The sequence below is a fragment of the Mycobacterium sp. NPDC003323 genome, assembly GCF_053589535.1.
Genome location: NZ_JBSFSB010000014.1, coordinates 1 through 18,831 on the forward strand (window position 1 = coordinate 1; position 18,831 = coordinate 18,831).

Consider the following 18,831-nt stretch of genomic DNA (forward strand, 5'->3'; position numbering starts at 1 on the left):
ACCGAAACGCCGGCCGGATCCGCTTGAAGATGCGCGGCACCGTTTCCACGTTGTGGGCGAACACCTCCGGACGCGACTCGAACACCTCGGCGAGTCGTTCGGGGTTGGCGTTGAAGTCCGGGGCCAGCAATTCGACGCCGGTGTTCGGGTTCAGCGTGTGGATCTGGCGCACCGTCTCGGCGTACAGCCACGCCCCGCCGTCGGGCAGGTCGTCGCGGGCCACGCCGGTGACCGTCGAATAGCGCAGACCCATGGCCTGCACGCTCTCGGCGACCCGGCGGGGTTCGTCGCGGTCGAGTTCGGCGGGTTTGCCGGTGTCGATCTGACAGAAGTCACACCGCCGGGTGCACTGCTCCCCGCCGATGAGGAAGGTCGCCTCGCGGTCCTCCCAGCATTCATAGATGTTGGGACAACCCGCCTCCTCGCACACGGTGTGTAGACCCTCGCGACGGACCAGGCTCTTCAGCTCGGTGTATTCCGGGCCGGTGCGCAACCGCGTCTTGATCCACGGCGGCTTACGCTCGATCGGCGTCTCGGCATTGCGCACCTCAAGGCGCAGCAGCTTACGGCCCTCGGGTACGACACTCACGACGTCAATGCTACGCGGAGGTGTCCGTCCAATGCGCCGACGACGGCCTCTGCCACCGCGTCCGTGACATCTTTCACCCCGACGTGACGGCCCAGTTCGGCGGTCAGCGACGTGACGCCGGCGTCGGCGATACCGCACGGGATGATGCCGCCGAACGCACCGAGGTCGCAGTCGCAGTTGAGCGCGAAACCGTGCAGCGTCACCCCGCGAGCCACCCGGATGCCGATGGCGCCGACCTTGCGGGCGGGACCGTCGGCGGTGGCGGGCACCCAGACGCCGGACCGGCCCTCGACCCGGGTGGTGTGCATGCCGAGGTCGGCGCACACGGTGATCAGCGCTTCCTCAAGTCGGCGAACGAAGTTGACCACGTCCAGCGGCTCGGTCAGCCCGATGATCGGATAACCGACGAGTTGGCCCGGGCCGTGCCAGGTGATCTTGCCGCCGCGATCGGTGTCCACCACCGGCACCCCGTCGACGGGACGCTCGTGATCCTCGGTGCGCTTGCCAGCGGTGTACACCGGCGGATGCTCCAGCAACAACAGGGTGTCCGGACCGCCGGCCACCCGCTGATCGGCGATCTCGCGTTGCAGGTCCCAGGCGTGCAGGTAGTCCACGGTCCCGAGGGGGCGTATCTGCACCGGCTCGGTCGAGGAGCGGATCGAATTCACGAAGTCGACGCTACGCCGGAGGCGCGCCCGCGGTCACATAGGTGAGCGCCTCGCCGACGGTGTTGTGCTGGAAGGCGAATCCGGCCTGCTCGAGCGCGGCCGGGATGGCGCGCTGGCCGGCAAGCAGACCCTCGTCGGCGAACTCACCGAGCGCGGCCCGTAACGCGAAGCCGGGCACCGCCATCGGGGTCGGCCGCTTCAGTGCCCGCCCCAGCGCCGCGGTGAATTCGGCGTTGGTAACCGGCGCCGGACCGGTCAGGTTCACCGGTCCGGACACCCCCTCATGTGTCCACAGGTACAGGATCGCCCGGATCTGGTCCTCCAGGCTGATCCACGGGAAGTACTGCCGTCCGTTGCCCAGTCGCGCCCCCAGGCCCAGCCCGAAGATCGGCCGCAATCTGCTCAGCAGGCCGCCGGCGGGCGACAGCACCAGGCCGGTGCGCAACAACACCACCCGTGCCCCGGAATCGGCGGCGACCCCCGTCGCCGCCTCCCAGTCCGCGCACAGCTGGGCCAGGAAGCCGGCGCCCTGCGGCGCGGTCTCGTCGACCACGCGGTCGCGGGTGTCACCGTAGAACCCGACCGCGCTGGCGTTGATCAGCAGCGGTATCCCGGTATCGGCCACCGCCGCCGCCAGCACCTCGGTGGGCCCGATCCGGCTGTCGCGCAAGCTCTGCTTGAAAGCGCCCGACCAGCGTTTGTCACCGACGCCGACACCGCACAGGTTCACCACGGCCTCGGCGCCGGCGAGTGCGTCGGTGTCCAGCTGACCGGTGTCCGGATTCCAGAACACCTCGTCGGCACTGGCCGGGCCGCGGCGCACCAGGCGCAGCACCCGATGGTCGGCGGCTCGCAGCGCGGACGTCAGGGCCGAACCGATCAGCCCCGACGACCCCGCGATGGCGATGACCTTGCCGGCCATCGGCTACAGCCCCAGATCGGCCTCGAACGCGCCCTCTTCAAGCCGCCGCTTGATGGTGGTCAGGAAGCGGCCCGCGTCGGCCCCGTCGATCAGCCGGTGATCGTAGGTGAGCGGCAGGTAGGCCACCGACCGGACACCGATGGACTCGTTGCCGAACTCGTCGGAGATCACCCGCGGCCGCTTGACGATGGCCCCGGTGCCCAGCATCGCCGCCTGCGGCGGGACCAGGATCGGGGTGTCGAACAACGCGCCCTGGCTGCCGATGTTGGTGATGGTGAAGGTGCCACCGGACAGCTCGTCGGGCTTGAGGTTGCCCGACCGGGCGCGCGCGGCGATATCGGCGATCGCCCGGGCCAGGCCGGCCAGCGACAGGTCACCGGCGTTGTGCACGACGGGGGAGAGCAGACCCTGCTCGGTGTCCACCGCGAAGCCGAGGTGCTCGGCGTCGTAGTAGGTGATCTCCTTGGTGTCCTCGTTGTAGCTGGCGTTGACGTTCGGATGCGCCTTGAGCGCGTCGACGACGGCGACGGCGAAGAACGGCAGGAACGTCAGGTTGACGCCCTCGCGCTCGGCGAAGCTCTTCTTGGCCTTGGCCCGCAGCGCCACGATCTTGGTCAGGTCGACCTCGTGGGTCTGCGTCAGCTGGGCGGTGGCCTGCAGCGACTCGCGGGTCTTCTTGGCCGTCAGCTGGCGGATCCGGTTGGCCTTCTGTGTGGTGCCGCGCAGGTGCGACAGCGGTGCCGGGCTGGTGTTGGCGTTCGCCGGTGCCATGGCCGCGGCCGGTGCCTTGGCCGGCGCCTCGGCGGCCTGCTCGGTGCTGGACTTCGCCGACTCGGCGGCCGCGAGCACGTCCTGCTTGCGGATGCGGCCACCGACACCGGTGCCCTTGACCGAGTTCAGGTCGACACCGTGCTCGGAGGCCAGCTTGCGCACCAGCGGGGTGACGTACGGGCTGCCCTCGGAGTCACCGGAGTCACCGGACGCGGCGGCCGGGGCCTGCGGCTTGGGTTCCGGCTTCGGCTCGGGCTTGGGTTCCGGCTTCGGTTCCGGCTTGGCCTCTTGCTCGGGTTCGGGCTTGGCCTCTTCCTTCGGCTCGGGCTCAGGCTCGGGCTCAGGTTCGGGTTCGGATGCTGCCTCCGCACCGGCCGCACCGATCTTGGCCAGCTCGCCGCCGACGGCGACGACATCGTCCTCCTCGGCGCTGATCGACAGCAGCGTGCCGGCGACCGGCGACGGGATCTCGGTGTCGACCTTGTCGGTGGACACCTCGACCAGCGGCTCGTCGACGGCGACCTCGTCGCCGACCTTCTTCAGCCAGCGCGTGACGGTGCCCTCGGTGACGGACTCGCCGAGCTCGGGCATCTTGACCGAGGTGGATTCGCCGCTCGCGGCGGGCTTGGCCGGCTTGGACTCCTCGGCCTTGGTCTCTTCCGGCTCGGGCTCCGGCTCCGCTTCGGGCTCGGGCTCGGGCTCGGGTTGGGCTTCCTCTGCGGGGGTGGAATCACCCGACGGGGCCGACTCGCCTTCTTCGCCGATCAGTGCGAGGTCGCCACCGACCTCGACGACGTCATCCTCGGCCGCGATGATCTTGGTGAGCACTCCGGCGGCCGGCGACGGGATCTCGGTGTCGACCTTGTCGGTGCTGACCTCCAGCAGAGGTTCGTCAACGGCGACGGTGTCGCCTTCCTGCTTGAGCCATCGCGTGACGGTCCCCTCGGTGACGCTCTCACCGAGTGCGGGCATCTGGACAGAGATTGCCATGGGCTTTGACTCCTCGAAAGTCATCGTCACGTGTCGAATGTGGTGCGCTTCCTATCCTGTCACGTCCGCCGGTCGCGGTCGCCGCGGACCGTCGACTCAAAGCTCTGGCACCATCGAATCAGGCGTGCGAGAGGAGTATCCGCAGTTGGGACTGTTCGACAGGTGGCGACGGCCGCGCGGCGGAACGAGCGGAGGATCGCGCAGACAGGCCTCGGCCGACCTCGACTATCTGCGCCAATGGGTCGCCACCCACACCGGCGTCGAAGCGTTCGTGGAACCGCAGACCACCGTCACCGAGGTCACCGTGGTGCTGGTCGCCGTAGACGGCGAGTGGACCCGGCGACGCACCGGTGGCGAGGCGGGAGCCAAACGGCTGAGCAAGCAACTCAACATCCCCGTCTACGACGTGCAGAAGGTCGGCTACCCGCAGCGCATGCGCGACTACGATGCGCGTCGCCGGATCGAACGAGACCGTGCACGCCGCCGCGAACTCGAGGGGTAGTCATGCCAGCAGTCACCGAACGGTTCGTCGAGAGCGCTGACGGCACCCGGATCGCCGTCTACGAGCAGGGCGAACCCGACGCACCGACGGTCGTCCTGGTGCACGGCTGGCCCGACTCGCATGTGCTGTGGGACGGAGTCGTCGGTCTGCTGGCCGACCGCTTCCGGGTGATCCGCTACGACAACCGCGGTGTCGGCGGCTCCGATGTGCCCCGCCATTTCTCCAGCTACACCATGGCCCGGTTCGCCGACGATTTCGCGGCGGTCACCGCGGCCGTCAGCCCGGATGCGCCGGTGCATGTGCTGGCCCATGACTGGGGTTCGGTCGGGGTGTGGGAGTACCTGTCACGACCCGAGGCCGCGACCGTGGTGGCCTCCTTCACCTCGGTGTCCGGACCGAGCGCCCAGCACCTGAACCGCTACATCAAGGACGGCATCCGCACGCCTTACCGGCCCCGACGGTTCGCGCGCGGGCTGGCGCAGCTGACCCGGTTGTCCTATATGGGCGCGTTCTCGACGCCGGTGCTCGCGCCCGCGGTGATCCGTGCCGCCTTCGCTCGTGGTGCGATGCGCCGCCGGCTGCTGCGTGACGGTGTCGACGCCGCGTCGATCCACCACGCGCCGGCATTCGCCGCCGACGCGGCCAACAGCATGAAGGTCTACCGCGCCAACTTCTTCGGCGGATTGCGTGCCCCACGCACCGACCAGCACGTCGGGGTCCCGGTCCAACTGATCGTCAACACCCGCGACCCCTTCGTGCCGCCGTACGCCTATGACGAGATCGGCAGGTGGGTGCCCAGGTTGTGGCGGCGCGATCTGAACGCCGGGCACTGGGCGCCGCTGTCGCATCCCGGCCAATTGGCCGCGGCTGTCGGTGAATTCGTCGACCACCTCGACGGCGGCCCGCAGACCCGTGCCCTGGCCCGCGCCAGGGTCGGTGTGCACCGTCGGCCGTTCGAAGACCAGTTGGTGTCGGTGACCGGCGCGGGCAGCGGGATCGGCCGGTCCACCGCGCTGGCGTTCGCCGAGCAGGGTGCCGAGATCGTGGTCAGCGATATCGACTCCGGTGCCGCCGAGGCGACCGTCGCGCAGATCGTCGCCGCCGGCGGCACCGCGCATGCCTACCGCCTGGATGTGTCCGACGCCGAGGCCGTCGAGCGCTTCGCCGACGACGTCTGCGCCGACCACGGCGTACCCGACATCGTGGTCAACAATGCCGGTGTCGGGCACGCCGGATTCTTCCTCGACACCCCGGCCGAGGAGTTCGACCGGGTGCTCGACATCAACTTCCGCGGCGTGGTGAACGGCTGCCGCTCCTTCGGCCGGCGCCTGGTCGAGCGCGGCACCGGCGGACACATCGTCAACGTCGCGTCCATGGCCTCGTATGCGCCGCTGAACGTGATGAACGCCTACTGCACGTCCAAGGCCGCGGTCTACATGTTCTCCGATTGCCTACGCGCCGAACTCGATTCGGCAGGGATCGGGGTGACGACGATCTGCCCGGGGGTGGTGGGCACCAATATCGTCGACAGCACCCGTTTCTCGCTACCCGAGGACCGCTCCTACGACGACGAGGACATCCGCGAACGCGCCCGCCGCGGTTTTGCCGTCCGGCGCGTCGGCCCGGACAAGGTCGCCAAGGCGATCCTGGCGGCGGTGCGCAAGAACAAACCCATCCGGCCGGTGAACAGCGAGGCGTATCTGGTCTACGGCGTCGCGCACGCCTTCCCGCAGGTGATGCGCAGCACCGCCCGCGGCGGCAACATCATGTAGCTCAGCCGTTCGCTGCGATGTCCTCCAGGACGGCGAACATGGTGCGCGTCGGGACACCGGTGCCGCCCTTGGGGGTGTAGCCCCACGGTCCGCCGGTGTTGTACGCCGGTGCGGCGATGTCGATGTGAGCCCACTCGACCCCGTCGGCGACGAACTCGCGCAGATAGGTACCGGCCACCAGCATCCCGGCGTAGCGGGAGCCGCTGACATTGGCCAGATCGGCCACCGTGGACTTGAGATCGTCCTTCAGTTCCTCGGGAAGGGGCATGGCCCAACCGTTCTCGCCGACCTGCTGGGACAGCTCGGCCACCCGATCGCGGAACTCGTCGCTGCCCATCACGCCCGGGGTGCGCGCGCCCAGCGCGACGGTCTGCGCACCGGTCAGCGTCGACGTCTCGATCAGGTAGTCGGGATCGTCCTCGCAGGCCCGCACGATCGCGTCGGCCAGCACCAACCGGCCCTCGGCGTCGGTGTTGAGCACCTCGACGGTGATACCGCCGTACTGGGTCAGCACGTCACCGGGACGCTGCGCGGTGGCCGAGGGCATGTTCTCGGCCATCGGCACGTAGGCGATGACGTCGATGGGCAGTTTCTGCTTGGCGGCCAGCACCACGGTGGCGATGACCGCGGCGGCACCGCCCATATCGGAGGTCATGTGGTGCATGTTGGCCGCCGGCTTGATCGAGATGCCGCCGGTGTCGAAGGTGATGCCCTTGCCGACCAGCGCCACCTTCTTGGCGCGGCGGCCGCCGCCCTTGTGCGCCAACCGCACCAGCCGCGGCGGGCGCGAGGAGCCCTTGCCGACGCCGATGATGCCGCCGTAACCGCCCTTGGCCAGCGCCTTGTCGTCGAGCACCTCGACAGCCAGGCCAACCGCCTCACCCAAAGCCCTTGCCTGCTTGGCGAATTCGTCGGGGAACAGGTGGCTCGGTGGGGTGTTCACGAAATCGCGGGCGGTCGCCACCGATGTCGCGATGTCCACCGCGCGCTGCACCTGCGCCTTGGTCGCGGCCTTGGTGTCGGCGGCCAGCGCGACGATCTTGGTCAGGCCGGTGTCCTTGGGCGCGGTCTTGTCGCTGCGGAAGTCGGTGAACCGGTAGGCCCCCAGGATGAGGCCCTCGGCGCATGCCTGCAGATCGAGGGCGGCCAATCCGGCGACGACGGTGCCGACCTTGTCCAGGGACCGGGCGGCCGCGCCGGCGGCGCGGCGGATCTTGTCGGCCGGCCACTGCGTGCTCGGATCACCCAGTCCCACGGTCAGCACGCTGGCGACGGGTAGCCCGGGGACCACCAGCCGGTGCACCTGACCTTCACCGCCGGTGGCGTTGAGCGCCGAGAGGGCGGACTCGATGGCCGCGACGGCGTCGGCGTCGATATGCGTCTGGGAGTCGACGACCACCGGACCGTCATCGCCGGAGACGACGCCGAGCACCAGCACGGCCTCGGAGATGCCCCTGCCGGGCAGGGACGAGCTGACGGTGACGGTGGGGGCCTGGTATCCGGGTGCGCTGCTCACCCGCTCAACCCTAATCAGGTGAGCGCGTAAGCGGTGACCGGCTCCTCGAAGCCTTTCAGGCTCAGCGCCGACGGCGCGGTGACCGGCAGCCCGGGCAACATCTCGTGCAGCACCGCCGAGACCAACACCTGACCGGGGGAGGCGGCGGCCACCAGCCGCGCCGCGCGGTTGACCGGGCTGCCGAAATAGTCGCCGCCGGTGGCCAGCACGGTGCCGAAGTCCAGGCCCGCGCGGATCGGCAGTCCCGCCTCGGCGGCCTTGGGATGGCCGACGAGATTCACCGCGATCAGCGTGAGTTGCTCGGCGCTCGGTGCCACCCACATCACCTCGTCGCCGATGAACTTCACCAACCGGCCGCCCGCGGCGTGGATGACATCGGCCGCGGCGGCGCTGAATTCGTTGAGCAGCGCCGCCAGTTCCAGCGTGCCCAGGGTCTGGGTCAGCGCGGTGAACCCGGACAGGTCGGCGAACCCGACACCGCAGACCACCGTCGAGGAGTCCTCGTGGGCCACCAGTTCCAGGTAGCGGCGGGTGTTCTGCAGGTGGTGGCGGTGCACCGCATCGATCAACGCCCCGAGCCGAGGCACGAACTCCGCGGCGTCGCGGTAGGTGCGGGCGGTGACCAGTTCATCGTGGGACTGCTCGATCTGGATGCCGGGATTGGCATGCCGGATCATCGACGCGACCGCCTCGGACAGGCGCGCCATCACCGACCCGACGACCCGCAGCAATCCGGTGGCGGCCTCGTCGCCGACGGTCACGCGCATATCGGCCCACAGGGCCAGGCCGTCCACATCGGGTTGGCTGAGCACCATCTCGTCGGGGCCGGCGACGGTGAGTCCCAGCGCGGCCCAGGCGCGTTGCACGTCGGCCACCGGCAGACCCAATGACGCGGCTGCGGTGTTCAGGCTGTGCACCGGCGGACCGGACAGTTGCAGCACATCACCGGCCAGGCCGAACAGTCGCCCGCGCCGCTCGGCCTCGATCATCTGCTCGGCGGTGAAGCCGAGTCCGGCCAGGTACTCGATCAGTGGGGCACGTTCGCGCGCGTCGGCGATCCCGCCGGCGGTCAGCGCATCGAAATCCACCACCGGGCAAGTGTGCCAGCACGGGGTGCACGTTTAGGGTGAGTTTCGTGAGTGATGACCTGCTGCACGGACCGCTGGAAGAACAACACCGCGCCCTGGGCGCGAGCTTCGCCGAGTTCGGCGGCTGGCTGATGCCGGTGTCCTATGCGGGCACCGTCGCCGAGCACACCGCCACCCGTGAGACGGTCGGGCTGTTCGACGTCAGCCATCTGGGCAAGGCGCTGGTCAAGGGTCCGGGCGCGGCGGCCTACGTCAACAGCGCATTCACCAACGATCTGAATCGGATCGGGCCCGGTAAGGCGCAGTACACGTTGTGCTGCAACGAATCCGGGGGAGTCATCGACGACCTGATCGCCTACTACGTCGCCGATGACGAGATCTTCCTGGTGCCCAACGCCGCCAACACCGCCGCCGTGGTGGCCGAGCTGCAGCGGCACGCCCCGCAGGGGCTGACCATCACCGACGAGCACCGCTCGTATGCGGTGCTGGCGGTGCAGGGACCGAAGGCCGGCGAGATCGTCGCCGGACTGGGACTGCCCACCTCGATGGACTACATGGGCTACGCCGACGCCGAATACCGCGGCGTGCCGGTGCGGGTGTGCCGCACCGGCTACACCGGCGAGCACGGGTTCGAGCTGCTGCCCGAATGGGATCGGGCCGCCACCGTGTTCGACGCACTGGTGCAGGCCGTGCGCGCCGCCGGCGGCGAACCCGCCGGGCTGGGCGCGCGCGACACGCTGCGCACCGAGATGGGCTACCCGCTGCATGGTCACGAGCTGTCGCGCGACATCTCGCCGGTGCAGGCGCGCACCGGCTGGGCCGTCGGCTGGAAGAAGGACGCCTTCTGGGGACGCGACGCGCTGCTGGCCGAGAAGCAGGCCGGGCCGACGCGGACGCTGCGCGGGCTCAAGGCGCTGGGACGCGGTGTGCTGCGGGCCGATCTCAATGTGCTGCACGGTGACACGGTGGTGGGCACGACGACGTCTGGGACGTTCTCGCCGTCGCTGAAGGTCGGCATCGCGCTGGCACTCATCGACACCGCGGCGGGCGTCGAGGACGGCCAGACCGTCACCGTCGACGTGCGGGGGCGGGCGCTGGAGTGCGAGGTCGTCAAGCCGCCCTTCGTGGCCCCGAAAACTCGTTAGCCACTGGTTATACAATCGGTCCATGACTGACGGTCCCCTCGAATTCACGCTTGCCCGCAACACCTCACCGGCAAGCGACGAGGTGCGGAACGGCATCCTGGCCGATCCGGGATTCGGCCGCTACCACACCGACCACATGGTGTCGCTGTCCTACACCCGCGCCGAGGGTTGGCACGCCCCGCAGGTGCTGCCCTACGGGCCGATCGAGCTCGACCCGTCGGCCATCGTGCTGCATTACGCCCAGGAGATCTTCGAGGGACTCAAGGCCTACCGCTGGGCCGACGGGTCCATCGTGTCGTTCCGCCCCGAGGCCAACGCGGCCCGGTTGCAGGCCTCGGCCAACCGGCTGGCCATCCCGGAACTGCCCACCGAGGTGTTCCTGGAATCGCTGCGCCAGCTGATCGCCGTCGACGAGGCGTGGGTGCCCGCCGCCGGCGGCGAGGCCTCCCTGTACCTGCGGCCGTTCATCATCGCCACCGAACCCGGCCTCGGGGTGCGGCCCGCCGACGAGTACCGCTACCTGGTCATCGGGTCACCGGCGGGCGCCTACTTCAAGGGTGGGATCAAGCCGGTCAGCGTGTGGCTGTCGCATGAGTATGTGCGCGCCTCGCCGGGCGGCACCGGGGCGGCCAAGTTCGGCGGCAACTACGCCGCCTCGCTGCTGGCGCAGGCCCAGGCGGCCGAGCACGGTTGCGATCAGGTGGTCTGGCTGGACGCCATCGAACGCCGCTACGTCGAGGAGATGGGCGGCATGAACCTGTTCTTCGTGTTCGGCAGCGGAGGTTCGGCGCGGCTGGTCACCCCCGAGCTGTCCGGTTCGCTGCTGCCCGGTATCACGCGAGATTCGTTGTTGCAGTTGGCCACCGACGCCGGTTTCGCCATCGAGGAACGCAAGATCGATGTCGACGAGTGGCAGAAGAAGGCGACCGCGGGTGAGATCACCGAGGTGTTCGCCTGCGGCACCGCCGCCGTCATCACCCCGGTGTCGCACGTCAAGCATCGCGACGGTGAGTTCACCATCGCCGACGGTCAGCCCGGTGAGATCACCATGGCACTGCGCGACACCCTGACCGGGATCCAGCGCGGCACCTTCGCCGACACCCACGGCTGGATGTCGCGGCTGAACTGACCGGCCTGTCCTAGGTGCCGCAGAAGGTGCGGTAACTGGCGGCGAAGTCCTCCGAGGCCGGCGCGGCGTACCGCTGCAGGCCGGCACGCTCGGTGAACGGGTCGCCCAGTACCTCCAGCAGTCGCCGCGTCGGCTCCAGGTCACCGGCGGTGGCCGCGGCCAGCGCCTCCTCGACCAGGTGGTTGCGCGGGATGTAGACGGGGTTGACGCGGTCCATCGCCGCGGTGTCGGGCCCGTGTGCGCGCCAGCGCTGCACCCAGCCCATGAATCCCAGCGGCACGTCACCGCGCGCCAGCCCCCGGAAGAACGACGTGTAATCGGTGCGGTGCTCGGCCAGTAGCGCCGGCAGCTCGTCGATCAGGCTCTCATCGGAAAAGTTCTGCGGCAGGCCGAGTTTGGCGTACATCGCGGCGCGCCACGCGGTCTGGTAGCGGGGGCCGAACTCGCCGAGCGCCGCGGTGGCCTCTTCGATCGCGGTGTCGGGATCGTCGGCGATCAGCGGCAGCAGGGTCTCGGCGAAGCGGGCCAGGTTCCAGCCGGTGATCGTGGGCTGGTTGCCGTAGGCGTAGCGGCCCCAGCTGTCGATCGAACTGAACACGGTGGCGGGATCGAAGGCGTCCATGAACGCGCACGGCCCGTAGTCGATGGTCTCACCGGAGATGGTGACGTTGTCGGTGTTCATCACGCCGTGGATGAAGCCGATCGACATCCACTTGGCCACCAGCTGCGCCTGCACCGTGATCACGGCGTCGAACAGGGCCAGGTACGGGTTCTCGGCGTCGGCGCAGCCGGGATGGTGGCGGGCGATCGCGTAGTCGGCCAGTCGCCGCAGCAGGCCGAGGTCACCGGTGCCCGCGGCGTAGACGAAGCTGCCCACCCGCAGGTGGCTGGCGGCGACCCGGGCCAGCACGGCGCCGGGCAGCACGGTCTCGCGGTGCACCGGCGCGCCGGTGGCCACCACCGACAGTGACCGGGTCGTCGGTACGCCGAGTGCGTGCATCGCCTCGCTGATGAGGTACTCGCGCAGCATCGGTCCGAGCACCGCCTGCCCGTCACCGCCGCGGGACAGCGGGGTGCGTCCGGAACCCTTCAGGTGCAGGTCCCGGCCGTCCGGGAACTCACCGAGCAGCAGTGCGCGGCCGTCGCCGAGTCGGGGCTGCAGCCCGCCGAACTGATGACCGGCATACACCTGGGCCACCGGTGCGGCCCCGGCCGGCAGCGACGTGCCGGTGAGCAGACCGATACCGTCGCCGGTGCGCAACCAGTCCGGGTCCAGCCCCAGGTCACGGGCCAGTGCCTCGTTGAGCACCGCCAGGGTGGGGTGCGGCGGGGTCTGCGCCTGCCAGCTGATGGCCAGCTCAGGCAGGGCCCTGGCGAAATCGTTGTCCAGCGCGATCGTCGACGCGGTCATCTCTTCGACGCTAACCGATGGCCAGCCCCAGCGCCGCGAGCGTGGTGGTGACCTCGACAGATGCCCCCAGCACATCGCCGGTCACGCCACCGAAGCGGCGCACACAGTGCGCGACCAGCACCGCGCACGCCCCGAGCGCGACCAGGATCACCAGCGGCCCCTGCCACAGGCGTTCGGTGGTCACCGCGGCCGCCGCGGCGAGCGCGAGCGTCCAGGCCGCGACCACCCACAGCGGCTGGCTGCCGGCCACCAGCGCGCCCAGTGAACTGCCCGCCGCGGCGGGCACCGAGCGGCGGCAGGTCAGCACCACCGCGACCCGGCCCGCGCACACCGCGATGACGACGGCCGACGGATCGAGCATGCCGAAGGCCAGTCCCTGCACCACGATGACGATGGCCACCGCGGCCACGCCGAACGGTCCGGCGGTGCCGTCGCGCATCACCGCCAGGGCGCGCTCGGGCGGTCCGTAGCAGCCCAACCCGTCGACGGTGTCGGACAGACCGTCGATGTGCAGGCCGCGGGTGCACAGCAAGAGAACCGCGACGGCCAGGACGCCGGGCAGCGCGCCCGGCCCGAAGAGATGAGCTCCGCCCCAGACCACCGCGGCGGCCAGCGCGCCCAGCACGGCGCCGACGACGGGCAGTGCGGTGAGCGCGCCGCGACCGAACGGATGCCGCGACCGCACGGGCGCCACCGTGCCGAACGCGAAAGCCGAAGCCAGCGCGCCGATCATGAGATCGAACTGGGTGCGCCCGCCACTGCAGCTTCGGTGAACGTGGCCATCTCGGCCAGGGTCGCCACGGCCGCACGCAGGACCGGCAGCGCCACCGCCGCGCCGCTGCCCTCACCCAGCCGCATGCCCAGGTCCACGATCGGTTCGAGCCCGAGATGCTGCAGGGCCAGCGCGTGCGCCGGTTCGGTGGACCGGTGCCCGGCCCGCCACCAGGCCCGGGCGCCCGGCGCCAACTCGTCGGCCACCATGGCCGCGGCGGTCACCACGACACCGTCGAGCAGCACCGGTGTCCGGCGCACCGCGGCCTGGGCCAGGAAACCGGCCATCGCGGCCAGGTCGGCACCACCGCAGACCCGCAGCAGGCCCATCGGATCGGCGACGACGCTTCGCGACCGGTACAGCGCATCCCGGATGGCCGAGGCCTTGCGCGCCCAGCCCGCATCGTCGATACCGGTGCCGCGCCCGATCACCGCCACCGGCTCCGAGCGCGTCAGCGCCGCCACCAGAGTCGTTGCCGGGGTGGTGTTCCCGATCCCCATGTCACCGGCGATCAGCAGGTCGGCTCCGGCGTCGACCTCCTCGTCGGCGATGCAGCGCCCGGCGTCGACGGCGGCGTCGGCCTGCTCGGGTGTCAGCGCATCCTCGACGGCGATGTTGCCACTGCCGCGCCGGATCCGGTGCGCGCCGATCGCGTCATCGGGCCGGTCGGCGTCGACCGCGATATCGGCGACGCGCACCCCGGCGCCGGCCAGCCCGGCGAGCACGTTGATCGCGGCTCCGCCCGCGGCGAAGTTGGCGACCATCTGCCCGGTCACCTCGGACGGGAACGCCGACACACCGGCACCGGCCACCCCGTGGTCACCGGCGAACACCACCACCCGGGCCCGGCTGAACTGGCGCGGCGGGCACACGCCCTGGCACGCCGCCACCCAGACCGACAGATCCTCCAGCCGCCCCAGCGATCCGGGTGGTTTGGTCAGCGTGTTCTGCCGGGCTCGCGCCGCGTGCTCGGCCTCGCCATCGGGGGCGACGACGGCCGGGAACTGCGCGTTCATGAAAGCTCCTTCACGGTCAGCGGTTGCCCCGCGACGACCAGCACGACGCGGTCGCACACCGCCGCCAGCCGCTGGTTCAGCGTGCCCAGTTCGTCGGTGAACGCGCGGCCCGCGGGTGTCGCGGACACCACCGTCAGTCCGACCTCCGGGCTCACCAGCACCAGCGGCCCGGTGAACTCCGACACCGCCCGACACAGGTCGTCGATATCGGCGCGCACCGATCCGCCGGTCCACGCCTCGCGGCGGTCCATGGTGGCTGTCAGCCACCCGCCGATATCGTCGACCAGCGTCGCCGTGCTCGGGTCGCTGCGCAATTGCGTTGCTACATCGGTGGATTCGACGGTGCTCCAGTGCGACGGGCGTCGGCTGCGGTGCGCCTCGACGCGCGCCGACCAGCTGTCGTCACCATCGGGTGCCGGGCCGGTGGCCAGATAGCGCACGGTGTCCGCATCGGTGACGAGTTCCTCGGCGTAGCGCGACTTGCCCGACCGGATACCGCCGAGCACCAGCGCGCGCACTGCAGGGCGAGCGCAGCGTCGGGTCATGTGGTGCAGGGCTCAGACGTCGTCGCCGCGGTTGACCTGCGGCCGGGGCGCGCGCATGCGGCGCAGTTGCGAGGCGCGGCTGGCGGCGTAGAAGCCGAGCTTGAAGCCGGTCTCGGTGTTGTCGGGGAACTTCTCGTCCACCTTGCGGTTGACGTAGCGACCGACGATCACACCGTCGATGGCCATCACGACCAGCAGTACCGGCATGGCGTAGGACAGCGGCTGCTGCACCGCAGGCGTCGGGACCGACAGCGTGACCAGGATCAGACCGAGCGCGATCGGCATGAACAGGCCCAGCAGGTTGCGGCGCGCATCGACCAGGTCGCGTACGTAGCGGCGCACCGGTCCCTTGTCGCGGGGCAGCAGGTAGGCGTCCTCGCCGGCCATCATGCGTTCGCGGCGGTCGGCCATATCGGCGCGGCGGGTCAGCTTCTGGGCCTTGCGCTCTTCCTTGGACAGCTTGGGACCGGCCACGGCCTTGCGGCGCTTGCGGGCTTCGGCGGTGGTCATCGGCGCCGGCGCCACGGGGCCGCGTTTGCGCGCGGCCTCATTGCGCTTGGGCGTCGGCCTGCCCTTGGGCGCGGTCAATTTGGACTCGCCGTCGGAGACCGGCGTCGCGGGGGTTTCGTCGTCCTCCGGTTCGGGATTGTCCTTGTTGCGGCCCAGCAGCTTCACGTCGTCCAGGTTACTTGCCGGGCCGCGCCCGCCCGGCATGCACCTCCGGATGCCGGCCTCTACGCTGCTGGGATGACAGGGCTGGCCGTACTGATAGCGCCGGACTGCTTCGGCGACACCCTGACCGCGGTGCAGGCCGCCGAGGCCATCGCCGCGGGATGGACGCAGGTGCGCGACGCCGACCGGGTCACGCTGGCTCCGCAGTCCGACGGCGGCCCGGGTTTCGTGGAGGTGCTCGCCAGCCGGCTGGGCGGTCTGCAGTCGGCGACGGTGCACGGTCCGCTGGGCGGCTGGGTCGACGCGCACTGGGTGCGGCACGGCGACACCGCCTATATCGAATGCGCGCAGGCGTGCGGGCTGAGCGTGCTGGGACGCCGTCCCGACCCGGTGACCGCCGTCAGCGCCGACACCCGCGGTGTCGGCGAACTCATCGCGGCGGCCGCCGATACCGGCGCGCAGCGCATCGTGGTGGGGCTGGGCGGCAGCGCCACCACCGATGGCGGGCGCGGACTGGTCGAGGCGCTCGGCGGTCTGGCGGCCGCCCGGGAGCGGTTGACCGGCATCGAGCTGATCGCCGCCAGTGATGTCGAACACCCGCTGCTGGGTCCGATGGGTGCCGCCGCGGTGTTCGGACCGCAGAAGGGCGCCGACCCGGTCACCGTCGACCTGCTGGAACGGCGGCTGACCGACTGGGCCGCCGAACTGGGCCCGGGTATCGCCGATCGGCCCGGTGCCGGGGCGGCGGGTGGTCTCGGTGCGGCCCTGCTGGCCCTTGGCGGGCGGCGCGAACCCGGGGCGGCCGTCATCGCCGAGCACACCGGGCTGGCCGACGATATCGCCGCCGCCGACCTCATCATCACCGGTGAGGGCCGTTTCGACGATCAGTCACTGCACGGCAAGGTGGTCAGCGCGCTGGCCGGCGGCGCCCGCCGCCGGGGCGTCCCGGTGCTGGTGCTGGCGGGGCAGGTGACGCTGACACCGGCGGCGCTGGCGGCCGCGGGTATCAGCGCGGCCCATTCGGTCACCGATTTCGCGGGCTCGGTGCAGCGGGCGATGGACGATGCGCAGGCCCAACTGACCGGACTGGCCCGGCGAACGGCGGCCACCTGGCCCGGACGGCTCGGGAATAGCGGCGCAGCAAGGTACCGTTGAAGACATCGCGATTGCACGAGCAATTCTTCAGGAGAAGCAATGACTCTTCAGGACGACACCACCACCGAAACCCATGGTGCGGTGCTGACCGACGCTGCCGCGGCCAAGGCCAAGGCGCTGCTGGACCAGGAGGGCCGCGATGACCTGGCGCTGCGCATCGCCGTGCAGCCGGGCGGATGCGCCGGCCTGCGCTACAACCTGTTCTTCGACGACCGCACCCTCGACGGCGACCTGACCACCGAGTTCGGTGGCGTGGCGCTGACCGTGGACCGGATGAGCGCGCCGTACATCCAGGGCGCGACCATCGACTTCGTCGACACCATCGAGAAGCAGGGCTTCACGATCGACAACCCGAACGCCACCGGCTCCTGCGCCTGCGGCGACTCGTTCAACTGATCAACCAGGCACACGGGCCGGCTGAGTTTTCTCAGCCGGTCCGTTGCACGTAGGAGCACACCAGGACCTCGTCGCCGGACTGCAGCAGCTGGGCGACCGCCTGCATTTCGGTGCCTGCCTCCGCCGCGCCGCGGCCCCGCCCGGGCTCGGTGACCCGCATGGTGAACAGCGCCTGGGCCTGACTCGTCGACCAGGGCACCAGCTTGTCGATCGAGGTGACCTCCACCCTCCCGTATTGCTTGGCGAAACCGTCGGCGTTCAGTTCGGCCAGCGCCAGATCCGATTTCTTGTCGTCGACCTCGTCATACAGCCCGCACAACGTGTGCCGCGCGATGCGTTCGACGTCGGCGTCGGCCAGCGCGTCCAAGAAGCCCTGGATCGCCGGCTGTGCGGATTGCGCCGACATCGGCGCGGGTTCGTCGGTACCGGAGTTGACCGCCCACACCGTGGCGCCCACCGCCGCGATCACCACCGCCGCGCCGAGCCCGGCCACCAGGTAGCGGCGCTTGCGGTTCCTCGGATACGGCACCGGCGGGGGCAGTGTGCCCGGGTAGGTTGCGGAGAACTGGCCCGGCGGCGGACCAGGTGGTGAAAACCCCTGCGGGGGAACGGATTCGGGATACGGCACGGGACCGGACATCGGGTGCTTTCCACAGTTCGGGATGAAGATCGGACTCCTGTGCAGGCTAGCGCACGGCTGAGCATGCCCCCTCGGCCCGAAGCGCGGCCACCCATGCGTCTGTAGTGTTCGCCTAGCTACGTTGATGACTTGAAGGGCGAAGTTTCGTGACCATTGCGGTGACCGGATCCATTGCGACTGACCATCTGATGAAGTTCCCGGGCAAGTTCTCCGAGCAGTTGCTGCCCGAACACCTGCAGAAGGTGTCGCTGAGCTTCCTGGTCGACGACCTGGTCATCCACCGCGGCGGGGTGGCCGGCAACATGGCGTTCGCGATCGGGGTTCTCGGTGGTGACGTGGCGCTGGTCGGCGCGGTCGGCCGCGATTTCGACGACTACCGCCAGTGGTTGGACAGCCACGGTGTCAACACCGAGAACGTGCTGATCTCCGAATCCGCCTACACCGCGCGGTTCGTCTGCACCACCGACGAGGCGATGGCGCAGCTCGCATCGTTCTATCCGGGCGCGATGTCGGAGGCCCGCAACATCGACCTGGCCGAAATCGTGCAGCGCAGCGGCGCACCGGAATTGGTGATCGTCGGCGCCAACGACCCGGACGCGATGTTCCGGCACACCGAACAGTGCCGTGAGCTCGGCCTGGCGTTCGCCGCCGACCCGTCCCAGCAGCTGGCCCGGTTGAACGGCGAGGAGATCCGCCGCCTGATCGAGGGCGCGACCTACCTGTTCACCAACGACTACGAGTGGGACCTGCTGCTGCAGAAGTCGGGACTGTCCGAGGCCCAGGTGATGAGCCAGATCACGCTGCGGGTCACGACGCTGGGGGAGAAGGGCGTCGACATCGTGGGCAGCGACGGCACCTTCGTGCACGTCGGCATCGTCCCGGAGACCCATCAGGCGGATCCGACCGGCATCGGCGACGCGTTCCGGGCCGGATTCCTGACCGGGCGGTCCGCCGGGCTGAGCTTGGAACGGTCGGCTCAGCTGGCGTCGATGGTCGCCACGCTGGTGCTGGAGGCCACCGGCCCGCAGGAGTGGACCTGGGATCGCGAGTCCGCGGTCGCGCGCATCTCGGAGGCCTTCGGCGCCGAGGCCGGCGCGGAGATCGGCGCAGCCCTGCGCTGAGCGGTCGCCGA

19 protein-coding genes are annotated in these 18,831 nt (G+C 70.2%); 7 read left to right on the forward strand and 12 right to left on the reverse strand.

What is annotated here, in order from left to right; translation table 11 throughout:
* From ACWDUN_RS23685 to sucB, 4 genes are all read right to left on the reverse strand, one after another.
* A partial coding sequence (locus tag ACWDUN_RS23685) for a lipoyl synthase (protein ID WP_449932473.1) occupies positions 1-589 on the reverse strand: 589 nt, incomplete at its 3' end.
* Entirely contained in the window at positions 586-1,257 is a 672-nt protein-coding gene (lipB, locus tag ACWDUN_RS23690) for a lipoyl(octanoyl) transferase LipB (protein WP_449932474.1), read from the reverse strand. The genes ACWDUN_RS23685 and lipB, both read right to left, overlap by 4 nt.
* A gap of 10 nt (positions 1,258-1,267) precedes the next feature.
* Positions 1,268-2,179, reverse strand: coding sequence for a TIGR01777 family oxidoreductase (locus ACWDUN_RS23695; RefSeq protein ID WP_449932475.1), 912 nt, complete (start codon positions 2,177-2,179; stop codon positions 1,268-1,270).
* A 3-nt stretch (positions 2,180-2,182) separates the two neighbouring features.
* Positions 2,183-3,940 (reverse strand): 2-oxoglutarate dehydrogenase, E2 component, dihydrolipoamide succinyltransferase, encoded by a 1,758-nt coding sequence (sucB, locus tag ACWDUN_RS23700; RefSeq protein WP_449932476.1) that lies wholly within the window; start codon positions 3,938-3,940, stop codon positions 2,183-2,185.
* Positions 3,941-4,085: 145 nt separating this feature from the next.
* Here sucB and ACWDUN_RS23705 point away from each other — a divergent pair, with 145 nt between their 5' ends.
* Entirely contained in the window at positions 4,086-4,442 is a 357-nt protein-coding gene (locus tag ACWDUN_RS23705) for an oxidoreductase (RefSeq protein ID WP_449932624.1), read from the forward strand.
* 2 nt (positions 4,443-4,444) lie between these two features.
* Complete coding sequence (locus ACWDUN_RS23710; protein ID WP_449932477.1) at positions 4,445-6,214, forward strand: SDR family oxidoreductase; 1,770 nt, start codon at positions 4,445-4,447, stop codon at positions 6,212-6,214.
* A gap of 1 nt (position 6,215) precedes the next feature.
* Here ACWDUN_RS23710 and ACWDUN_RS23715 read toward each other — a convergent pair whose 3' ends face one another.
* A complete protein-coding gene (locus tag ACWDUN_RS23715; RefSeq protein ID WP_449932478.1) occupies positions 6,216-7,730 on the reverse strand; it encodes a leucyl aminopeptidase in 1,515 nt (504 codons plus the stop codon).
* Positions 7,731-7,744: 14 nt separating this feature from the next.
* Complete coding sequence (locus ACWDUN_RS23720) at positions 7,745-8,821, reverse strand: adenylate/guanylate cyclase domain-containing protein (protein WP_449932479.1); 1,077 nt, start codon at positions 8,819-8,821, stop codon at positions 7,745-7,747.
* A 44-nt stretch (positions 8,822-8,865) separates the two neighbouring features.
* Here ACWDUN_RS23720 and gcvT point away from each other — a divergent pair, with 44 nt between their 5' ends.
* Entirely contained in the window at positions 8,866-9,963 is a 1,098-nt protein-coding gene (gene gcvT, locus ACWDUN_RS23725) for a glycine cleavage system aminomethyltransferase GcvT (protein ID WP_449932480.1), read from the forward strand.
* 22 nt (positions 9,964-9,985) lie between these two features.
* A complete protein-coding gene (locus ACWDUN_RS23730; RefSeq protein ID WP_449932481.1) occupies positions 9,986-11,092 on the forward strand; it encodes a branched-chain amino acid aminotransferase in 1,107 nt (368 codons plus the stop codon).
* A gap of 10 nt (positions 11,093-11,102) precedes the next feature.
* Here ACWDUN_RS23730 and ACWDUN_RS23735 read toward each other — a convergent pair whose 3' ends face one another.
* Genes ACWDUN_RS23735 through ACWDUN_RS23755 form a run of 5 tightly spaced genes read right to left on the reverse strand, consistent with a single transcriptional unit; the run spans position 11,103 to position 15,511 of the window.
* Positions 11,103-12,503, reverse strand: a complete 1,401-nt coding sequence (locus ACWDUN_RS23735) for a protein adenylyltransferase SelO (protein ID WP_449932482.1) — start codon at positions 12,501-12,503, stop codon at positions 11,103-11,105.
* A 10-nt stretch (positions 12,504-12,513) separates the two neighbouring features.
* Complete coding sequence (locus tag ACWDUN_RS23740) at positions 12,514-13,236, reverse strand: adenosylcobinamide-GDP ribazoletransferase (RefSeq protein ID WP_449932483.1); 723 nt, start codon at positions 13,234-13,236, stop codon at positions 12,514-12,516.
* Complete coding sequence (gene cobT / locus ACWDUN_RS23745; RefSeq protein WP_449932484.1) at positions 13,233-14,291, reverse strand: nicotinate-nucleotide--dimethylbenzimidazole phosphoribosyltransferase; 1,059 nt, start codon at positions 14,289-14,291, stop codon at positions 13,233-13,235. The genes ACWDUN_RS23740 and cobT overlap by 4 nt, the downstream gene beginning before the upstream one ends.
* Entirely contained in the window at positions 14,288-14,809 is a 522-nt protein-coding gene (locus ACWDUN_RS23750) for a bifunctional adenosylcobinamide kinase/adenosylcobinamide-phosphate guanylyltransferase (protein ID WP_449932625.1), read from the reverse strand. Before ACWDUN_RS23750 ends, cobT begins: the two co-directional genes overlap by 4 nt.
* Before the next feature lie 39 nt (positions 14,810-14,848).
* On the reverse strand, positions 14,849-15,511 hold the full coding sequence (locus tag ACWDUN_RS23755; protein ID WP_449932485.1) for a DUF3043 domain-containing protein: 663 nt from the start codon (positions 15,509-15,511) through the stop codon (positions 14,849-14,851).
* 72 nt (positions 15,512-15,583) lie between these two features.
* Between ACWDUN_RS23755 and ACWDUN_RS23760 the strand changes: the two genes are divergently transcribed.
* On the forward strand, positions 15,584-16,663 hold the full coding sequence (locus ACWDUN_RS23760; RefSeq protein WP_449932486.1) for a glycerate kinase family protein: 1,080 nt from the start codon (positions 15,584-15,586) through the stop codon (positions 16,661-16,663).
* Between the two features lie 39 nt (positions 16,664-16,702).
* The gene (locus ACWDUN_RS23765; RefSeq protein WP_449932487.1) at positions 16,703-17,059 is read left to right on the forward strand and encodes a HesB/IscA family protein; all 357 of its coding nucleotides are present in this window, start codon (positions 16,703-16,705) and stop codon (positions 17,057-17,059) included.
* Positions 17,060-17,090: 31 nt separating this feature from the next.
* On the opposite strand, the gene ACWDUN_RS23770 is transcribed toward ACWDUN_RS23765, so the two are convergent.
* A complete protein-coding gene (locus ACWDUN_RS23770; RefSeq protein ID WP_449932488.1) occupies positions 17,091-17,699 on the reverse strand; it encodes an Rv0361 family membrane protein in 609 nt (202 codons plus the stop codon).
* A gap of 146 nt (positions 17,700-17,845) precedes the next feature.
* Between ACWDUN_RS23770 and ACWDUN_RS23775 the strand changes: the two genes are divergently transcribed.
* Positions 17,846-18,820: a carbohydrate kinase family protein gene (locus ACWDUN_RS23775; protein ID WP_449932489.1), complete on the forward strand. Its 975-nt coding sequence runs from the start codon at positions 17,846-17,848 to the stop codon at positions 18,818-18,820.
* Positions 18,821-18,831: the final 11 nt, after the last annotated feature.